Origin of the sequence: Cohaesibacter intestini (assembly GCF_003324485.1) — a bacterium.
Taxonomy (GTDB): Bacteria; Pseudomonadota; Alphaproteobacteria; order Rhizobiales; family Cohaesibacteraceae; genus Cohaesibacter; species Cohaesibacter intestini.
In genome coordinates this window covers 1,192,771-1,211,668 of sequence record NZ_QODK01000001.1, presented here as the reverse complement: position 1 = coordinate 1,211,668, position 18,898 = coordinate 1,192,771, and the positions used below count along the sequence as shown (strand labels likewise).

Genomic DNA, 18,898 nt, shown 5'->3' with positions numbered 1-18,898 from the left:
GTCTGAACTGTGGCAACTGACAAACCAAACGGCAATGGCAGCAATCGGACAGGTGGCAATGGGCATCCATCAGGCCCGTCCATGCATGGCGCCCATAGCTTGCCACCCATGCCTTCGAGCTCACCCCGGGTTGGCCCGAACCTCAATCCAATTGACAGCCAGTCCTTTGCCCCATCGGGCAAGCCCCCGCCAACAATCGCAAAACCAAAGCGCCGCAAGGGACGTCTTGGGGGCCTCAAACCCAAGGCAATGCTCAAAAATTCCAGCTTTGCGATGGCCAACAAGGCTGACCCCATTGTGCCCAAGGGCACCATTGCCGGTCACGCTCTGGTGTTGGTCATTGCCATCATGAGCTTTCTGGCGGCGCTGACAGTGGCTGGGGTCTCGGTGGTCTCAGATGCCACCCGCGACTGGCAGTCGGACATTTCGCGCGGTGCCACCATCCAGATCCGCCCGATTGAAGGGGTCGACATCGATGCCGAGTTGGCCAAGGCGGTGCGCATTGCCCGCGAGGCCAACGGCATCAACAGCGCCAGGGTGTTGACCGAAAGGGACTCGAACGCCCTGCTGGAACCATGGCTCGGCCTCGATCTGGCCTTTGACGACCTGCCGGTTCCCCGGTTGATCGAACTGACCATTGATGACCCGTCCGTCGTGGATTTCGCTGCCATCAGCGACGCCCTGCAAAAGCAGGTTCGCGGCGCGATCCTTGACAATCACCGTTTCTGGGTCGACCGCCTGAAATCCATGGCCGAAACCGCCATTCTTGCGGGTGTCGCCATTCTCGCTCTGGTGATCGCCGCCACGGTGCTGATCGTCGTCTTTGCAACCCGTGCCGCCATGGCTGGCAACAAGGAAACCATTGAGGTTCTGCATTTTGTCGGTGCCAGCAACCGCTTCATCGCAAGTGAATTTCAACGCCGTTTTTTTGCCCTTGGCATCAAGGGCTCCATATCGGGCGGTGGCGGGGCCATGCTGGCCTTTCTGATGATGCAGTTTGTGGTTCGGGAGGATGAAGGATCAGCAGCGGCAGATCAGATGCAGGCCCTATTGGGTGTGATAGAGCTCGGCTACAGTGCTTATCTGGGCACCTTGGCACTGGCGCTGGCCATTGCCATCTTCACCGCAGTCACGACACGATTGACGGTTATCAACACGCTGAGCAAACTGAGTTGACCAGAACGGTATCCCGTTGTCCAACAAACGACAACGACCTCACCCCGAGATAGAAAACACTGAAAGCAGATACCCCCCAATGTCCAATCAGGCCAACAGCAACAGCCTTGACAAGTCGGAGCTCCGCGAAGCACGCGGCTGGTCGTTCTTGTCCTGGCGCAAGTTGGCACGGCTGATTGCCCTGTTGGTCTTGTTGACCATCGCCATGCTCGGCATGGGGTTGGCAGGCTATACCGGCTATGTGTTGCTGGCCAGTGAACGCGAGCCGGAACCGGCTGACGCCATCGTGGTCGTCACCGGCGGCGCAGGCCGTCTGGAAAAGGCCATCGAGCTTTTGAAGCAGGAGAAAGGCAAACGACTGCTGATTTCGGGTGTCCATCCCGGCTATGGTCCCATCACCCTTGAACGCCGCTACAAGCTGACCAAGAACCAGATTGCCTGTTGTGTCGATCTCGACAGCCGGGCGCTCAACACAGTGGCCAATGCCACCCAGACGGCTGAATGGGCCCGCCGTTATGGCTTTGAAAGCCTGATCATCGTCACTAGTGCCTACCACATGCCGCGCACCATGCTTGAAATGCGCCGCGCCGCGCCGGACATTCGGCTGCAGGGGCAGTTGGTAACCCGCTCGGACCGCGCGCTGTTGACCCGCCTGTTTGACTGGAACAATGTCCATTTGCTGACCAAGGAATATGGCAAACTGCTCGGTGCCATCGTCTATGGCAGCTCCGAACGGCTTACCAAACGCTAACCGGGAGGGTGCCAAACCCTTACGCCTTTCCCCAAGATCCGCCGCCCCGTTGCTGGACTCCTTGCCCAATATGGCCGATAACAACCGCGCATGGCGATCCAGCCACCAGTCCAGCGCGACGTCATGCTGCTCGAAGACACATGATCAGGGACGGCAGCCGCACAGCGCAACCGCCGCAATTGCCCTGACCACAAGGGATTAATGCATGCTGTTCGTCCGGTCGTTGCTCTATCACATTGCCTTTTATGTGGTGACCTTCATCTTGTTGCTTGCCTGCATGCTGACCCTGCCCTTTCGCCGTTTCGGGGTGATTGCCATTGCTCGTTTCTGGGCGGCCCTCTGCACCAAGCTTCTCACCCTGATTGTCGGCGGCTCCTATGAAGTGCGCGGCCTTGAAAATCTGCCGCAAAATCAGAGCCTCATTCTGGCCGCCAAGCATATGAGTGTGTTCGAAACCTTTGCGCTGGTGCCCTTGGTCAAGGATCCGCTTTTCATCCTCAAGCGCGAACTGATGTGGATCCCGCTCTTTGGCTGGGCGGTGGCCCGTGGCGAAATGATTCCGATCAATCGCGGTGCCCGGGCAAAAGCCCTGCGCCAAATGCTCGAAAACGCCAGACAACGCATGCAGGAAAACCGCCAGCTGATCATCTTCCCGGAAGGCACCCGCCGTCCGCTCGATGCCGAGCCGGTCTATAAATATGGCATCAGCCATGTTTATAAGGCGCTCAATGTGCCCTGCTATCCCGTCGCGCTCAACACCGGCCTCGCCTGGCCCCGCCATTCCTTTTTGCTCTATCCGGCCAAGATCATTGTCGAGATCCTACCTCCGATCGCTCCGGGTCTGGATCAGGATGTTTTCTTTGCACAAGTCTCCCAAACCATCGAGACCAACAGCGATCGCCTGATTGCCGAAGCAAGAGCGGAACAGGCCAAACCGGCCCCAGAGGAATAATTTTTTGACGAGCGATCACCATATCTTGTATTCTGCACATCAGGGTCTACATGATATAGGAAGAGATCAGCTTGCTTTTCAAGCAAATTTGTTCTATTTTTGTTCTCATTCTGACGGAATGTGACCTCAGGAGGACGTCATGTCATCAAGACCGAAGGGAGATCTGGCCAAGGACAGCCTGAACAGCCGTTTCTGCTATTGGCAGGGAAGCGGTGAGGCACGCTATGTCTTTTCCCAAATTGCCTTGGATGACATTGCCAGCTTCAGCGACTGCGTCCTGATACTGGCCAGCGAAGAAAGCTCTCACCCGCAAATCCAGTGGATCGGCGCGATCGAAGACCTGACGCCGAAGGTCTTGAGCAACATGAGCGATACCGCCCTCATGCATCTCTCCGCCTATGTCCATTTGTTGGCCGGTGGCGAGGAAGAGCGCGCGCGCGTCGTAAGCGATCTTGGTGAGGCACCAGACCGCAGTGAGTTCAAGATCCCCGCCTGAAGACCCCCGCCTGCTTGAAGACCCCTGTCCGCCCGAAGTCAGCCATTGGCCCGCAGCCGCTCCGCCAGCGCAAACAACTCTGCATCCTCGATATCGATGTCCCGCAAGTGATCCACCGTGTTGAGCACATAATCGATATTCGGACCCGATTGGCCATGGCCGCGCAACACGAAGGCCGCCTGTTCATCAAGCGATAGTTTGCCTGCATATTGCGGGTGGCTGTGATCGGCAATATAGATCACGGCATCGACCATGCGCCCCCCTTCCGCTGTCGGGCCATCAAGCAGACGCACCGCGCCTGTGCGCTCCAGATAGACCATCGTCACCTGTTCCCGCGCTCGCAGATAGGCCATCACCTCATCGCGTTTTTCCTCGGCGACGCGGAAGGCCATGCCCATGCTATGCCCCCCGGTATCAAGCCCCAGAACCAGCCCCGGCACCTCCGGCGTGCCCCGGTGGATATGAGAATAGATGCAAAGCGAGCGGTGATAGCCCTGCAGATCGGCAATATGGGCTTCCAAATAATCAAAGCCCGGCCGCCACATCAGGGACCCATATCCAAACACCCAGAGATCACTCATCTATCCATTCCATTCTCAATTGTCTGAGGCATGTCTTGCCATCGCCAGTATCCTCGATAAAGCGTTGGCAAGGCACACCCGGCCTTGATTGCGCCACAGGAACGGGCGACAAGGGCTCTGGATACCAATCAGTCCCATGATTTGCAAGAGACGAGCCCAGTGATGTCAGACAGTCTGCCAACCGAAACCAAACAGCCTTCTTCAAAGCGGAAATATGTCCTGCTCAGCGCCTTCGTGTTGCTGGTGGCAGTCGGCTGGAGCGCCTTTTGGTATATCAGCTACAGCCGCACGCAAGAGATCGTCAACCGGCTGATGGCCCGCACCGTCGATGGCCAGCAGCTGCTGCAATGCAACGAGCAGACCCTTGGCGGCTATCCTTTCCGGCTTTCCCTCACCTGCGCCTCCTACCGCATTCAGGATCCGCGCTCTGGTTGGCAGGCAGAAGGCGGTCCCTTGCGCGCCATCTGGCAGGTCTATGCCCCCAATCTGGCAGTGATCGAAACCGAAAACCGCGCCACCCTCACCCATCAGCCAACCGGCCAGAGCTTTGAAATGGTGGCCAACCTGATGCGCGGTTCGGTGCGTTTCAGCCCGTCCGCCTTCGTCACCCGCGCCTCCTTTGAGGCAACCGAGCCGACCTTTGCTTCGAACAATCCGCAGCTGGCGTCCCTGATCGGCGACATCAAGGCCAAAGCGATGGAATTCCACCTGCGCCCGACCCCGGATCAACCCGCCAATCTCGATGTCTCGTTGGCCGCCACCGACTTTGCCTCACGGGCATTGCCCGATCTGTCCGGCCAAGTCTCCTTCACCTTGGTTGGCGGGCTTGAGGCCGTGCTCCACAATCAGGGCAACCCGGCCCGCGCATGGCTGGAGCAATCGGGCAAGGTCAACCCGCTCGCCGGCAACATCGAAATCGGTCAGAAGACCATCAAGCTGTCCGGAGACCTGGCCTTCGATCGCCTCGGCATGGCCAATGGACTGATCAAGGCTCGCATCCTCAACCCGCCTGCTGATCAGGCCAATCCGGTGCAAACACTGACCGCCAAGAAAGACGGCCTCAATGGCCCCCTCACCGCGCTGCAATTGATGGGCAAGCCGATGAAGGATGGTGACCTGATTGGCTCCGAAGTCGAGATCAAACTGAGCAACGGCCAGATGAAGGCAGGCTTCATTCCCCTTGGCACCGTGCCACCCCTGCAATTCTAGACACAAGTCTCAGGCCCCCAGCCAACAAAAAAGCCGCAGACAAAATCTGCGGCTTTTTCTTTTTGGTGCCAACTCAGACACACCGACCCCAAGGTTAGCTGCCGGTGAAGGCATGGTCATCCTTGGTCAGTTGATCGGCATGGGTTTCCCCGTCCTTGATATGACGGCCAAAGTCGGAGGCGTCAATTTCCTGCCCCGCATCAATGATGCTACGGCGGATGGATCGGGTCCGTGTGAACAGATCGAAGAGGGCGTCCCCGTCTTCCCAGCGAATGGCCCGCTGAAGGGCAGTCAGATCTTCGGTGAAGCGACCGAGCATTTCCAGAGCCGCCTCCTTGTTATGCAGGAACACGTCCCGCCACATGGTCGGGTCCGAGGCCGCAAGGCGGGTAAAATCCCTGAAACCACCTGCGGAATATTTGATCACCTCGGAATCCTTCACCATTTCCAGATCTGACGCCGTGCCGACAATATTGTAAGCAATCAAGTGCGGCAGATGTGATGTGATGGCAAGCACCTGATCATGATGTTTGGCATCCATCACTTCGACATTCGAGCCAAGCAGGGTCCAGAACTGGTTTGTTTTGTCGATCGCTGCCTGATCCGCCCCTGCTGGAGGGGTCAGAATGCACCAGCGATTGATGAACAATTCGGGGAAGCCAGCATCCGGGCCGGACTCTTCCGTACCGGCAATTGGATGGCCGGGCACGAAATGCACATGGTCCGGCAAATGCGGCTGCATCTGTTTGATGATCGACCCCTTGACCGAGCCGACATCGGTGACGATCACCCCGTCGGCCAAGTCACCGGCAATGGCTTTTGCCACCGCTTCGCACGCGCCAACAGGCGTGCAGACAATCACCAAATCGGATCCGCGCACACTTTCGGCGACATCGGCATGATAGCTGTCCCCAAGATTGAGCTCTGCTGCCCGATCAAGGGTGGCCTTGGAACGCGTATGGATCGCGATATGCTCGACCACCCCACGCTGGCGCGCCGCCAATGCAATGGAAGAGCCAAGCAGACCGATCCCGATCAGCGTCATGCGTTTGAAAAGAGGATCAGTCATCACTGCTCCCTTTCATAAAATCTGCTAGCAAGGCAAGCACCCGCTCGCAGGCTTCTGCAGAGCCGACCGTCATGCGCAGGGCATTCGGGAACCCGTAATTGCCGACCTGACGCAGAATGCAGCCATGGGACAGCAAATAGGCATCGGCTTCCACCGCACTCTTGCCCGGCGCATCGGTGAAGTGGATCAGAATGAAGTTGCCAACGCTTGGCGTGACGGACAGACCGAGATCCTCCAGCCCCTTTGTCAGCCTTGGCAGCCATTCGTCATTATGGGCCACCGCCGCGCGAACAAAGTCCTGATCGCGGATCGCTGCGATGCCTGCGGCCTGCGCTGCGCCAGACACGTTGAAGGGTCCACGCACCCGCTCCATGGCATTGATCACCGCTTCTGGACCAAAGCACCAGCCCAGACGCAAATTGGCCAGCCCATAAATCTTGGAGAAAGTGCGGGTCATCAGCACATTTTCCGATGCACCCGCCAGCTCGACGCCGGACTGATAGTCGTGAGCCGAGACATATTCCGCATAGGCCGCATCGAGCACCAGCAGCACCGAGCCCGGCAAACCCGCATGCAGACGGCGGATTTCGCTGAAAGGCAGATAGGTGCCGGTTGGATTGTTGGGATTGGCGAGAAACACCACTTTGGTCCGCTCGGTGACCGCAGCAAGGATCGCATCCACATCGGCAACGCAATTCTTTTCCTTGACCATGACGGGCGTGGCGCCAGAGGCCTGAATGACAATCGGATAGACGAGGAAACCATGTTCGCAATAGATCGCCTCAACACCCTTCTCAAGGAAGGTGTTGGCAATCATCGACAGGATTTCGTCAGATCCGGCACCACACAGGATGCGACCGGGATGGATGCCATGAACGTCCCCGATCGCCTCCCGAAGGGCGGTACTGGCCCCGTCCGGATAATATTCCAGCTGTCCTGCTATCTGTCGATAGGCATCCACAGCCTTGGCGCTTGCCCCCAATGGGGTTTCGTTCGACGAGAGTTTGTGAACGGGACCGTCACTATTCACCTGAGACTTGCCAGGGACATAGACGGGAATGCTCATCACACTGTCACGAGGTTGCGGGCGCTGAAGCTGTCCGGACATGGACATGGGATTACTCCTGAACTGGTGCAATCGGCAGGGGGCCTGCTCATCAGGGCTGCTCGATCACAAGACTTGAAATTGGCCGCTGCGCCCTGCTTGCCTCAAGAGCGCAACCCGCCTGTCTTAACGCCAAAATCCCGCACCATTCAAGAAAAAAGGCAGGATCCGGCGCACATATACCGCGCATGAAACCACTCCATGCGTGGATTTCATCATTTCTGATCAAGATTGAGGACTAGAGAGCGCAATCGGCGTCCAGTAGCCCCCGACGGTGCCACGAATGACCATCGGATTGTCAGACAGACGCGTCAGGCTCTCGACGGTCACCTGAGAGACGGAGAACGGCACGGACGCGAGGATTTCGCAATGGCCCTCTTCCATCACCTGACTGACAATGTCACCACCGATCCGGGCAATGGCCGCTTCGGCTCCTTTGCTTGAAGGGGCAGACAGGGCGACAAGGCGAACATCAGGCACCGTGGTATCCATCAGCGGCATCGACAGAACGAAGGCGGGCGCCGCCGCCGGACGTCCCGGCTGGGCAATCACCGGCAAGCGTGAAATCACCTGCACCCCATCGGCCGCCAAAGACAGCCACCAGGCACGTTCCGCCTTGGCCTTGACGCCAACCACACCGAGCACAGAGCCTTCTCCCGCGCGCACCCGGTCCACCACCGCCTGACAATCCATCGCTTCGTCAAAACCGACCGTGAAGCCGAAATAGAACCGCGCCACATCGCGCAGATCCGATCCCGGCTCAACCACCACCTCGAAAGGCGCCTGCATGTGGGTGAAGGTCGCGATGATCTCGCGCCAGAGATGCTCAACGGCGGTGATCGGCAAAATGCCCCGATGCCGCCCCACAAGGCGGCGCATCATGTCCATTTCGCGCCCGGGCCGGAAAGCCGCGCCGGGTTTGTCGGTCCGCTTGACCGCGATCAACGCCTCAACAATCTCGCTACGCTCGATCAGATTGAGATGGATGGTTTCATCGATGCGGTCTATACGCTGCCGCAATTCATCAAGCGTGGGCTGAATGTCCCTGCTGCTGCCCGTCGGGGTCTTGCTCATCAGTTCGTCCTGTCGTCTCGCCTTTTGTCGCCAATGCGAAAATCCCGATCGCAATCACCAAAGTCGTCTCTTGGCGCAATGCATGGGCAGTTGCGGCAGATCCTATCGCAAATTTTTCTCAAAGCCATACATAAAAGAGGCTACGACAAAAGCAAAGAAAGTAATTGACACTTACCCTTGCTCTGCCTAGCTACAAGGCAATAATAACAAGGGGCAGGCCGCCCGGACTTGCTTGAAATAGGGCAGACAAATCTGCCAGTCACCCAACTCTATTCACCGAGGAAGCATTCATGATCGGTCCAACCGACGGCGACAATCAGGACACGTCTTCTCCTCCGCGCGACGATACCGCCCTAAGAGAAGCCCAACACCCATCCAGCAAACATGTCACCTTTGGGGAAGACATGCCGTTGATGCTGGATGCAGGTGTCGCCCTGTCGCCCTTCACGATTGCTTTTGAAACCTATGGCACGCTGAATGCGGATTGCTCCAATGCCATCCTGATCTGTCACGCCCTGACCGGCGATCAATATGCCGCCTCGATCTCACCGGTCACCGGCAAGCCGGGTTGGTGGGAAAACATGATCGGCCCGGGCAAGCCCATTGACACAGATCGCTTTTTCGTTGTCTGCGGCAATGTTCTGGGGGGCTGTTCCGGCTCGACGGGCCCTGCCTCGATCAACCCCGAAACTGGCAAGCCCTTTGGTCTCGACCTCCCCGTCATCACCGTGCCCGACATGGTGCGTGCCCAGAAGATGCTGCTCGACCATCTTGGCATTGAAGAGCTGTTCTGCGTGATTGGCGGCTCGATGGGCGGCATGTTGGCCATCCAGTGGGCTGCAGAACATGGCGACAAGGTCAAATCGGCCATTTTCATTGCCACCGCTGCCCACCATACCTCACAGAATATCGCTTTCTACGAGGTCGGCAGACAGGCCGTGATGGCCGACCCGGACTGGCATGGCGGACGCTATTACGATTATGACGTCACCCCACGCAAGGGTCTCTCGGTCGCGCGCATGGCCGCTCACGTCACCTACATGTCCGAGCAGTCACTGCAAAGCAAGTTTGGCCGCAATCTTCAGGATCGCAAGGTCAAAACCTTTTCCTTTGATGCCGATTTTCAGATTGAATCCTATCTGCGCCATCAGGGCATGACTTTTGTCGACCGCTTTGATGCCAATTCCTACCTCTATGTCACCCGGGCGATGGACTATTACGATCTCGCCGCAGACTATGGCGGTCAGATGGCCAAGGCCTTCATGGGCACCAAGACCCGCTTCTGTCTGGTATCCTTCACCTCGGACTGGCATTTCCCGACCAGCGAGAGCCGCAAGATCGTCCATGCGCTCAATGCCGCCGGAGCCTCGGTCAGTTTTGTCGAGATTGACAGCGACAAGGGCCATGACGCCTTCCTGCTCGATGAGCCGGAGTTTTTCGACGCCATGCGCGGCTTCATCGGCTCTGCTGCCCGAGACTTTGGCCTGAGCAGCAAAGATAGCGACGACGAGGAGGAGGCACAATGAGCCTGACCGAAGACAAGAAAGCACTGGTCGTTGGCCGTCGGGCCGACAATACCCGCATCGACTTTGAAATCGTCGTCGACATGATCGCACCCAACTCAAAGATCCTTGATGTCGGCAGTGATGATGGCAGCCTGCTTGAGCTGTTACAGGCAAAAGACGGCGTGGAAGGCCGCGGCATTGAACTGTCCCAGCGCGGGGTCAATCGCTGTGTCTCGCGCGGCCTGTCGGTCATTCAGGGGGATGCGGACGAAGACCTGATCTATTATCCAGATGACAGCTTCGATTATGTGGTCCTGAGCCAGACCATTCAGGCCACCCGCAATCCGCGCAAGGTGCTTGAGCATCTGTTGCGCATTGGCCGCAAAGCCATTGTCTCCTTCCCCAATTTCGGCCATTGGAAGGTGCGTACCGATCTGTTGTTCCGCGGCACCATGCCGGTCAACGACTATCTGCCCTACAGCTGGTATGACACGCCGAACATCCATTTCTGCACTGTGCGGGATTTTGTCAATCTGTGCGGCGAGGCCAATGCCACCATCGAGCGGGCCCATGGCCTGCAAGGGGATGGCAAGCCGATTTCTTTCTCTGCCCCGTGGTGGTTCTGGAATCTGTTTGCCGAACAGGCCATTTTCCTGCTCTCGCGCAAACAGGATTGAGGCACAAGGCTTTCAGGCAAAGGGAACAAGGCGGCGGCAACGCCGCCTTTTGTCTGAGCCGATCGTCGACCCTGTTCAGCCCTCAGACTTGGTCAATTGATGTATAGTCCGGCCGAACTTGGGTAGATTGGGCGCTGGCAGGAAAACTGGACGGAAGCGGCTTTCAAACATCGTCGTCTCGGCCACCGGCAGGCCTTGGCGCATCAACTTGGTCGCTTCGACCATCAGCACACCGGACAAGGCAGGCCAGAAGCGCTGCCCCAGTCGCTCCACCACCTTGGCAGACCGTATGAAGGCTTTGCCACTGAACGGTCCGAAATGCAGCGCTTCGCTCCATTGCAACGGCTGAAACATCGTCTGGCGCAATAGATGGCTCAACTGGCCCTTGGAAAAGGGACGCCCATAGGCAAAGGGCGTCTGGTCCAGCCGCGCCCACAAACCACTCCGGTTCGGCACGATAATCAGCAATTTGCCACCCGGCGTCAGTACCCGCCAGATTTCGCGCAAATGCTCCGCCGGATTGTCCGCCAGCTCGAGCATATGCACCAACAGGATGCGATCGACGCTGGCATCGGGCAAAGGCAGCGCCTCCGGGTCGACCAGCGTGGTTAGTGACGCCCCTGAAGACGGCCAGTAAACGGCCCCCTGCCAGGACGGCATGAAGGCGATGGTGCGCTCCGCATTGCCTCGCAAATCACGGATGTAAGGGGGCGTATAGCCCACCCCGAGCACGCTCAATCCCTTCAGGTTGCCCCAATGTTGACGGATGCACTGATTGATGTGAAAGGCCGTCGCCAGCCCCAGAGGCTGCGCATAAAAATCCCGCAAATCGAGGACATCAAGAAACATGCAACACCACTTTCACATCGTCGGTTGGGGCAGAATCTGCTGGCGTGAAAGGCAACCGCAACACCTCCCCTCGACCCGCAACAAGTCGAGCGCTCTGCGCTAACAACCCGGTTAGCGATAATGTGGCACTCTCCCGTCGGAAAACCAACCCTTGGGCTTGGAAAAAGCCATCGCCTGTTGCCTATCCCATAGCATGGCGTCCTCGTATCAGAGCCGTCCAGAACCAACCTCGCCTGCCTTTGGCGGAATCAAACACCCATCTACACCATTTTGCGACTATGGTTCGCCCAAGACATATGCCACACTGGACCCAATCACTGTTTCGCCCTTTTGGCTTGCAAATCAAAGACAAAGGACGAGACCGGGCCATTTTCACTCTCTGGCGCCCATCCTCAGCAAAGGGCGAGAGAGCAGGAGCAAGGTCTGACAAATCGATAGTCGAAGGAAGGAAGCCCAAACATGCCGAAGCACGCTTTGGAAACTGTTCTTATCCCGTGTCTCAATGACAATTATGCTGTTCTCGCGCATGATCCCGAAAGCCAGTCGACCCTTCTGGTCGATGCACCGATCGCAACCCCGATCCTGCACATTCTCGAAGACAACAACTGGAAACTGACCCACATCCTGCTCACCCATCATCACCATGACCATATTGGTGGTCTGGCAGCTCTGCAGGGGGTGACGGGCGCCACCATCTATGGTCCCGAGGAAAGCATGTCGAAAGTCCAGACCATCGAGACCGGTGTGAAGGACGGCGACACCATCAAGTTCGGCGATCTCGACATCAAGGTCATCGCGTCTCCGGGCCATACCCGTGATCATCTCAGCTTCTGGATCCCGGATGCCGAGCTGGCCTTCACCGGCGACACCCTGTTTGCCATGGGCTGTGGCCGGGTGTTTGAAGGCACCATGGAGGACATGTGGTTCTCCCTTGATCGGCTGGCCAAATTGCCACCGGAAACCACCATCTATTGCGGCCATGAATATACATTGTCCAACGGTGAATTCTGCCTGACCATCGAGCCGGACAATGAATTGCTGCTCCAGCGGATGGAAGATGTCCGTGCCAAGCGCGAGCGCGGTGAGCCAACCATTCCAACCACTATGCTTGACGAGTTGACCACCAACAGCTTCCTGCGCGCCAACAATGCCGAGGTCAAGGAAGCGCTCGGCATGGCCGATGCATCAGACCTTGAGGTTTTCACGGAAATCCGCTCAAGAAAAGACAATTTCTAGACCACTCTCCTCGCAAAGCAAAAAAGCGCGCCGTCAACCGACAGTGCGCTTTTTTATGCCTGATATTTGCAAGGTCAGATCTCAGCCAGTTCCCAGATCGGGCCTCAGAAAGGCTCCCCGCCAAACAGCTTCTTTGCGGTTTCGTTGATCAGCGTGTGACGGCGATCGAACTTCTTGGCCAGAATGATGTTGGTCATGGTCCGCGCCACCCCATTGATTTCACCAATTTCGTCAAGCAGAGCGTCCAGATCTTCGAGCTGCGGCATCTCGACAATTAACGCCAAATCAAACGACCCGTTGACCGTAAAGCAGGACGAGATTTCCGGGAAATCCTCAAGCTTCTGGACAATCGGTGTTTGCAGTTTTGGATCGATCTCGACAAATACGATGGCCCGGTTCAGCGTCTCCAAAGGGTCGCTATTGAGCAACACGGTGAAGCCATCAATCACCCCTTCGCGCTTCAGCCGTTCGATACGCTCATGTACGGTTGAGCGGGCCACCGACAATTTGCGGCCAATCTCGGAGGTCGATAAGCGGGCATCGGCTTGCAGAATCCGAATGAGCTTTCTGTCCAGATCATCAAGGGCACGCCGCATCATCACACTCCGTCATCAACCAATCGCCTATCCATCCAACACGGCCCGCTTTGGCAACGAATAAGCAACGCGATGGAATCATCGGGTCCACTTATTCATACTTTGCCAAGGGACGCCAACAACATTTTGTCACGCAATCCGACTTGTCCAGCATTTTGCCGAAGCTTCCCGGCAATCTATCAAGCTGGATAGGACAGCCACTATGACTTAATCTCAAGCCCGATTATAGTGGCCAGGCAAAGCTACATTTAGCTATAAAAATCAATAAATTAAAGACGAAGAAGCCTCCCCTTCGAAATCGTCCTTCCCTTCCTTTGGAGAACCACATGTCCGCAAATCTTGCGAATGAAACCAAATCCCTGCTCGAAAGTCTCGGCGTCGACAGTGCCACATTGTCAGGTTCGATCACGGTCACCAGTCCCATTGATGGCTCGGTCATCGGTCAGGTCGCTGAACAGGGTGCCGATGCCATGAATGCTGCGGTCACTGCCGCCCATGAGGCCTTTCTATCATGGCGCACGGTGCCTGCCCCTGTGCGGGGTGAACTGGTTCGCCAGTTGGGCGAAGCCCTGCGCACCCACAAACAGGCGCTTGGCAAACTGGTCAGCATCGAAGCTGGCAAGATCCTGTCCGAGGGCCTCGGCGAAGTGCAGGAAATGATCGACATTTGCGATTTTGCCGTTGGCCAGTCCCGCCAGCTCTATGGCAAGACCATTGCATCGGAACGCCCCGGCCACCGGATGATGGAAAGCTGGCATCCGATGGGTGTCTGTGGTGTCATTTCCGCCTTCAACTTTCCTGTAGCCGTCTGGTCATGGAACACCTGCCTGGCCCTGATCTGCGGTGACGCCGTGGTCTGGAAACCTTCCGAGAAAACCCCGCTGACGGCATTGGCCTGCGATGCCATCCTGCAGGGCGTGCTGGCCGATTTCGAAGCCGCCCCGGAAGGGTTGCATCAATTGGTCGTTGGTGGTCCGGAAGCCGGTAAGGCACTGGTCGACAATCCGCTGGTGCCGATCCTGTCCGCCACCGGGTCCACCCGCATGGGCCGGGCCGTTGGCCCGCGTGTCGCCGACCGCTTTGGTCGCTCGATCCTTGAGCTGGGCGGCAACAATGCAATGATCGTCGCCCCCAGCGCCGACCTCGACATGGCCATTCGCGCCATCTGCTTCTCTGCTGTAGGCACCGCCGGTCAGCGCTGCACATCCCTGCGCCGTCTGATCGTTCACGAGAGCATCGCCGACCAGCTTGTCGCCCAGATACAGAAGGCCTATGCCTCGCTGCCAATCGGCTCGCCGCTGGAGGCCTCCACTCTGGTCGGTCCATTGATCGATGAGACCTCCTTCAACACCATGCAGGCCGCGCTGAAGCAGGCCGAAGCCGAAGGTGGCAAAGTTGTTGGTGGCGAGAAAGTCGTGGTTGAGGGCGCTGATGGTGGCTTCTATGTCCGCCCGGCAGTTGTCGAAATGCCCGATCAGACCGACATGGTCAAGACCGAAACCTTCGCTCCGATCCTCTATGTCATGCGCTATAGCGATCTCGGTGACGCCATCGCCATGCATAATGATGTGCCGCAGGGCCTGTCTTCCTGCATCTTCACCCTCGACATGCGCGAGGCCGAAACCTTCATGAGCGCAGCTGGCTCTGATTGCGGCATTTGCAATGTCAATATCGGCCCATCCGGTGCAGAAATTGGCGGTGCCTTTGGTGGCGAAAAGGAAACCGGCGGCGGGCGTGAATCCGGCTCTGACGCGTGGAAAGGCTATATGCGCCGGGCGACCAACACGATCAACTATTCTGCCGAGTTGCCGCTGGCACAGGGCGTCTCGTTCGACGTCTAGCAGCCCCAACGATCCGCGGCCCCGTTCCCATCGACGGGCCGCCAAAGCAACAAAAGGGCCCCATCGGGCCCTTTTCTCTGTCACAAATGCGTGTTTGGAGGCCCATTCCAGCGGTCCAGCTGTGATTTGCACCCCTCGGCGCCATGGGAATGGTTGCACCATCGAAAAATCGTTATAATGTAACATTTTCATTCGACCCTGATCACCCCAGACCCGTGGCAAGCCCGTGCGCACCTCTCAAATGCTTCTTTCCGGCGACAACCTGACCATTGTCAGCGATGGCAAAACCCTGCTCGACAGGGTCTCCATTTCTGTTGATCGCGGCGAAATCATCACCATCATCGGCCCCAATGGCGGCGGCAAAACCACCCTCGTCAAGGCCCTGCTCGGTTTGCGGTCTGTCTCCTCAGGCAAGGTGCAACGCCAGTCCGGCCTCCAGGTCGGCTACGTGCCGCAGAAGCTGGTGATCGACCGCACCATGCCGCTGACGGTCGAACGGCTGATGCGTCTCACCGGCAATCACAGCCGCGATGCCATGTTGGCCGCGTTGGAGGAAACCGGCGTCGCCCACAAGATCCACGACAATGTTCACACCCTGTCAGGCGGGGAAATGCAACGGGTCTTGCTGGCCCGCGCTCTGGTCGGCCAGCCGGATCTGATGGTCCTTGATGAGCCGGTGCAAGGGGTGGATTATGTGGGCGAGTTGGCCCTCTACCGTCTGATCGAAGAGATCCGGGACCGCCACAATTGCGGCATCCTTCTGGTCTCCCATGATCTGCATATGGTGATGCGTGCCTCAACCCGGGTCATTTGCCTGAACACCCATGTCTGCTGCTACGGCCAGCCAGCAGACGTTGCCCAAAATCCCGATTATCAGCGTCTCTTCGGAGCCAAAGGCCTTGAGACCATGGCCCCATACAATCATCACCACAATCACAGCCATGACCCACAGGATGCGGAGATGATCGATGAAGGTTGCTCCTGTGGTCACGACCATGACAACGGGCACGAGCATGCTCATCCACATGAGGGGAGCAAGCGTCATGCTGGATGACTTCTTCACCCGTGCTCTGCTTGGTGGCATCGGCATCGCGCTGGTCTCCGGCCCGCTGGGCTGTTTCATCGTCTGGCGACGCATGGCCTATTTCGGCGAGACCATGGCTCATGCCGCCCTGCTCGGCATCGCCTTGAGCCTGCTGTTCGAGTTGATGCCGATTGCCGGGGTCTTTTTCGTCTCCCTTGTCATCGCGCTCCTTCTCTATGGACTGGAAAAACTCGACCGCCTGTCAACCGACACCCTGCTCGGCATTCTCTCCCATGCGTCGCTGGCCATTGGTCTGCTCGCTCTTGGCTTCATGACATGGCTGAGGATTGACATCATGTCCCTGTTGTTTGGCGACATCCTGTCGGTCAGCAAGCAGGATCTTGGAGTCATTTGGGGAGGGGGAACTTTGGTTCTTGCCCTTCTGTTCGCTCATTGGCGCAGCCTGTTGGCCAGTACCATCAGCCCCGACATTGCCGCCGCCGAAGGCCTGCCGACCCAGCGAGCCAATCTGGTCTTCGTGCTGTTGATCGCTCTGGTGATCGCAGTGGCGATGAAACTGATCGGCGTGTTGCTGATCACCTCTTTGCTGATCATTCCCGCTGCCACCGCGCGACAATTTGCCAGAGGTCCGGAATCGATGGCCCTGCTGGCAGCATTGATCGCCTGTCTGTCGATTCTGGGCGGCCTCAATGCATCCCTGATCTGGGATTCGACCCCCGGCCCCTCGATCGTGCTGGCCGCCTTTTTGCTGTTTTTGGGAGCGCTGGCAACCGCTCCGATCCTGCGCAAGATGCGCAAAACTTGAAAAGCGGGTACTTTTGTTACTCAGCTATTTCGAGCGCAGGATCATATCCTTTGACGCCAACACGGCACCAAAGGTGATCAACAGGGCCGCCGCCGCAATGGTCCAGCTGAAAACACCAAATCCGGCCAGCACCAATATAGCGGTCGACAGCAGCGGGGCAGCATAGGATGCCGCCCCCAGCACCTGAATGTCGCCATGCTTGACGCCATAATCCCAGACATAAAAGGCCGCCCCCACGGGCATCAAGCCAAGGCCGAGCACCGCCAGCCATTCGCTCCCACCCCGGGGCCAGACGGTGGTTTCGAACGCCAAATGCGCCAACGCACTCAACGCTGCGGTTACCAGACAGAAACCAACGACAATATCGGTCGGCACAGCGGAAAAACGCCGCGACAGGATCGAGTAGCTCGACCAGGTGAAGGCACAGACAATGGCTGCCAGATAGCCCGGCAAATAAGCCATATCCACGCTGATACCGCGCCCTTTTGAGACAATCAGCACCGTCCCAGCCAAGCCCAGCAAGGCACCAGTGAGATGGAACCAGCGCAACCGCTCCCCCGGCAAAAGGGCAGAAAGCACAACAATCAGCAACGGCCACAAATAGGCAATCAGTCCCGCCTCCACCGGAGGGGCCAGCCGCAAGGCGGTGTAATAGAGAAAATGATAGCCAAACAGGCCAATCACCCCTAGCGCCCAGACAGGCCAAGGCTGCTTTAGCACCCGCCACGCACCGGGGCGAAACAGCCAGCTCACCAGCCCGATGGAGCCACCGATCAAAAAGGTCATCGCCGTCAGCTGAAAGGGAGGCACCGTGCCACTTGCTGCCGTGAACAGGGCCAACAAAGCCCACATCAGAATGGCGACAAATCCGATCAGGGTGGCCAACAGGCGTCTGGACATGGGCGATCTCTTTTCAGGTTCAGGGAGGCAAAAGGCGAGAAGCCACATGAAGCCACAAAAAAACCGCGGGAAACAAGATCCCGCGGCACTTATCAAAGGCTTATTACCCCATCAGCAAAGAGAAACACGACCCTAGCCGTTGGCGATATATTGCCCACCATTGACCGTCATCACGGCCCCTGTGATGAAACCGGCTTTCTCGGATGCGAGGAAGGCCACCATGGCGGCGATTTCTTCGGCCTGCCCCAAACGGCCGACCGGAATGCTCGACACAATGCTTTCCAGCACCTTCTCTGGCACGGCGGCCACCATGTCGGTGTCGATATAGCCCGGACAGATGCAATTGACGGTCACCCCCTTGCGGGCGGTTTCCTGCGCCAGCGCCTTGGTGAAACCGATCACCCCAGCCTTGGCGGCGGAATAGTTGGTCTGACCCATCTGACCCTTCTGGCCATTGATCGAGGAGATATTGATGATCCGGCCATGGGCACGCGCCCGCATTTCGTCAATTACCGGCTTGGTCATGTAATACATCGAATTGAGGTTGGTATTGATGACTTCGTGCCATTCATCCACCCCAAGCTTGTGCAGCATGCCATCACGGGTGATGCCCGCATTGTTGACCACCACATCGATGATGCCGAGATCTTCCTCGATCTGCCGAAGGCCTGCCTTGCAGGCTTCGAAATCGCCCACATCCCATTTGTAGGCCTTGATCCCGGTCCGCTCTGAAAAGGCCCGGGCGCGTTCGTCATTGCCGCAATAATTGGCGGCAACCAGAAAACCGGCTTGCTTGAGTTCGATTGAAATGGCTTCCCCGATCCCGCGGGTCCCACCGGTAACAACTGCAACTTTAGACATATCTCTCCCCTATGTCAGTGTCCGCCACCGCTCACTCCTGCGGTTTAGCGAACCAGATTGGTCTGAAGTTGGCCCATGCCATCCAAACCGGTTGCGCAGAGCGGCGCCGCCGCCCTGCGATCCCATTCAAGTTCCACGACGAACAAACAGGCGTCCTTGTCTTTTCTTTT

At 57.7% G+C, this 18,898-nt stretch carries 19 protein-coding genes; 11 read left to right on the top strand and 8 right to left on the bottom strand.

Annotated elements, in window-relative coordinates; translation table 11 throughout:
- Nucleotides 1-9: 9 nt before the first annotated feature.
- The 4 genes from DSD30_RS05230 to DSD30_RS05215 all read left to right on the top strand — a co-directional run bounded on the left by DSD30_RS05230 (nucleotide 10) and on the right by DSD30_RS05215 (nucleotide 3,375).
- Nucleotides 10-1,176, top strand: a complete 1,167-nt coding sequence (locus DSD30_RS05230; RefSeq protein WP_114008469.1) for a cell division protein FtsX — start codon at nucleotides 10-12, stop codon at nucleotides 1,174-1,176.
- Between the two features lie 79 nt (nucleotides 1,177-1,255).
- The gene (locus tag DSD30_RS05225; protein ID WP_114008468.1) at nucleotides 1,256-1,927 is read left to right on the top strand and encodes a YdcF family protein; all 672 of its coding nucleotides are present in this window, start codon (nucleotides 1,256-1,258) and stop codon (nucleotides 1,925-1,927) included.
- 205 nt (nucleotides 1,928-2,132) lie between these two features.
- Nucleotides 2,133-2,879 carry a lysophospholipid acyltransferase family protein gene (locus DSD30_RS05220; RefSeq protein ID WP_114008467.1) on the top strand — a complete coding sequence of 249 codons (747 nt, stop codon included), beginning with the start codon at nucleotides 2,133-2,135 and terminating at the stop codon, nucleotides 2,877-2,879.
- 139 nt (nucleotides 2,880-3,018) lie between these two features.
- Nucleotides 3,019-3,375 carry a hypothetical protein gene (locus DSD30_RS05215; RefSeq protein WP_114008466.1) on the top strand — a complete coding sequence of 119 codons (357 nt, stop codon included), beginning with the start codon at nucleotides 3,019-3,021 and terminating at the stop codon, nucleotides 3,373-3,375.
- A 38-nt stretch (nucleotides 3,376-3,413) separates the two neighbouring features.
- Here DSD30_RS05215 and DSD30_RS05210 read toward each other — a convergent pair whose 3' ends face one another.
- The gene (locus DSD30_RS05210; protein ID WP_114008465.1) at nucleotides 3,414-3,956 is read right to left on the bottom strand and encodes a gamma-glutamylcyclotransferase; all 543 of its coding nucleotides are present in this window, start codon (nucleotides 3,954-3,956) and stop codon (nucleotides 3,414-3,416) included.
- Nucleotides 3,957-4,118: 162 nt separating this feature from the next.
- Between DSD30_RS05210 and DSD30_RS05205 the strand changes: the two genes are divergently transcribed.
- Nucleotides 4,119-5,165, top strand: coding sequence for a DUF2125 domain-containing protein (locus tag DSD30_RS05205; protein WP_114008464.1), 1,047 nt, complete (start codon nucleotides 4,119-4,121; stop codon nucleotides 5,163-5,165).
- 94 nt (nucleotides 5,166-5,259) lie between these two features.
- On the opposite strand, the gene DSD30_RS05200 is transcribed toward DSD30_RS05205, so the two are convergent.
- From DSD30_RS05200 to DSD30_RS05190, 3 genes are all read right to left on the bottom strand, one after another.
- Nucleotides 5,260-6,234, bottom strand: a complete 975-nt coding sequence (locus DSD30_RS05200) for a prephenate/arogenate dehydrogenase family protein (protein WP_114008463.1) — start codon at nucleotides 6,232-6,234, stop codon at nucleotides 5,260-5,262.
- Nucleotides 6,227-7,342 (bottom strand): histidinol-phosphate transaminase, encoded by a 1,116-nt coding sequence (gene hisC / locus DSD30_RS05195; protein WP_114008664.1) that lies wholly within the window; start codon nucleotides 7,340-7,342, stop codon nucleotides 6,227-6,229. Before hisC ends, DSD30_RS05200 begins: the two co-directional genes overlap by 8 nt.
- Nucleotides 7,343-7,564: 222 nt before the next feature.
- Nucleotides 7,565-8,413 carry a chorismate mutase gene (locus DSD30_RS05190; RefSeq protein ID WP_114008462.1) on the bottom strand — a complete coding sequence of 283 codons (849 nt, stop codon included), beginning with the start codon at nucleotides 8,411-8,413 and terminating at the stop codon, nucleotides 7,565-7,567.
- A 290-nt stretch (nucleotides 8,414-8,703) separates the two neighbouring features.
- Here DSD30_RS05190 and metX point away from each other — a divergent pair, with 290 nt between their 5' ends.
- A complete protein-coding gene (metX, locus tag DSD30_RS05185; protein ID WP_114008461.1) occupies nucleotides 8,704-9,939 on the top strand; it encodes a homoserine O-acetyltransferase MetX in 1,236 nt (411 codons plus the stop codon).
- Nucleotides 9,936-10,595, top strand: a complete 660-nt coding sequence (gene metW, locus DSD30_RS05180) for a methionine biosynthesis protein MetW (protein ID WP_114008460.1) — start codon at nucleotides 9,936-9,938, stop codon at nucleotides 10,593-10,595. Before metX ends, metW begins: the two co-directional genes overlap by 4 nt.
- A gap of 75 nt (nucleotides 10,596-10,670) precedes the next feature.
- Here the strand turns inward: metW and DSD30_RS05175 are convergent, their stop codons facing one another.
- Nucleotides 10,671-11,444, bottom strand: coding sequence for a class I SAM-dependent methyltransferase (locus DSD30_RS05175; protein WP_114008459.1), 774 nt, complete (start codon nucleotides 11,442-11,444; stop codon nucleotides 10,671-10,673).
- 459 nt (nucleotides 11,445-11,903) lie between these two features.
- Here DSD30_RS05175 and gloB point away from each other — a divergent pair, with 459 nt between their 5' ends.
- Nucleotides 11,904-12,680, top strand: a complete 777-nt coding sequence (gloB, locus tag DSD30_RS05170) for a hydroxyacylglutathione hydrolase (RefSeq protein WP_114008458.1) — start codon at nucleotides 11,904-11,906, stop codon at nucleotides 12,678-12,680.
- 104 nt (nucleotides 12,681-12,784) lie between these two features.
- Here gloB and DSD30_RS05165 read toward each other — a convergent pair whose 3' ends face one another.
- Nucleotides 12,785-13,276 carry an Lrp/AsnC family transcriptional regulator gene (locus DSD30_RS05165; protein WP_114008663.1) on the bottom strand — a complete coding sequence of 164 codons (492 nt, stop codon included), beginning with the start codon at nucleotides 13,274-13,276 and terminating at the stop codon, nucleotides 12,785-12,787.
- A gap of 326 nt (nucleotides 13,277-13,602) precedes the next feature.
- Between DSD30_RS05165 and amaB the strand changes: the two genes are divergently transcribed.
- From amaB to DSD30_RS05150, 3 genes are all read left to right on the top strand, one after another.
- A complete protein-coding gene (gene amaB, locus DSD30_RS05160) occupies nucleotides 13,603-15,117 on the top strand; it encodes an L-piperidine-6-carboxylate dehydrogenase (RefSeq protein WP_114008457.1) in 1,515 nt (504 codons plus the stop codon).
- Nucleotides 15,118-15,358: 241 nt separating this feature from the next.
- A complete protein-coding gene (locus tag DSD30_RS05155; protein ID WP_114008456.1) occupies nucleotides 15,359-16,171 on the top strand; it encodes an ATP-binding cassette domain-containing protein in 813 nt (270 codons plus the stop codon).
- Nucleotides 16,161-16,967 carry a metal ABC transporter permease gene (locus DSD30_RS05150; RefSeq protein WP_114008455.1) on the top strand — a complete coding sequence of 269 codons (807 nt, stop codon included), beginning with the start codon at nucleotides 16,161-16,163 and terminating at the stop codon, nucleotides 16,965-16,967. The genes DSD30_RS05155 and DSD30_RS05150 overlap by 11 nt, the downstream gene beginning before the upstream one ends.
- A gap of 24 nt (nucleotides 16,968-16,991) precedes the next feature.
- Here the strand turns inward: DSD30_RS05150 and yddG are convergent, their stop codons facing one another.
- Both yddG and phbB read right to left on the bottom strand, forming a co-directional pair.
- On the bottom strand, nucleotides 16,992-17,867 hold the full coding sequence (gene yddG, locus DSD30_RS05145) for an aromatic amino acid exporter YddG (protein WP_114008454.1): 876 nt from the start codon (nucleotides 17,865-17,867) through the stop codon (nucleotides 16,992-16,994).
- A 132-nt stretch (nucleotides 17,868-17,999) separates the two neighbouring features.
- Nucleotides 18,000-18,728 carry an acetoacetyl-CoA reductase gene (gene phbB, locus DSD30_RS05140; RefSeq protein WP_114008453.1) on the bottom strand — a complete coding sequence of 243 codons (729 nt, stop codon included), beginning with the start codon at nucleotides 18,726-18,728 and terminating at the stop codon, nucleotides 18,000-18,002.
- Nucleotides 18,729-18,898 lie beyond the last annotated feature (170 nt).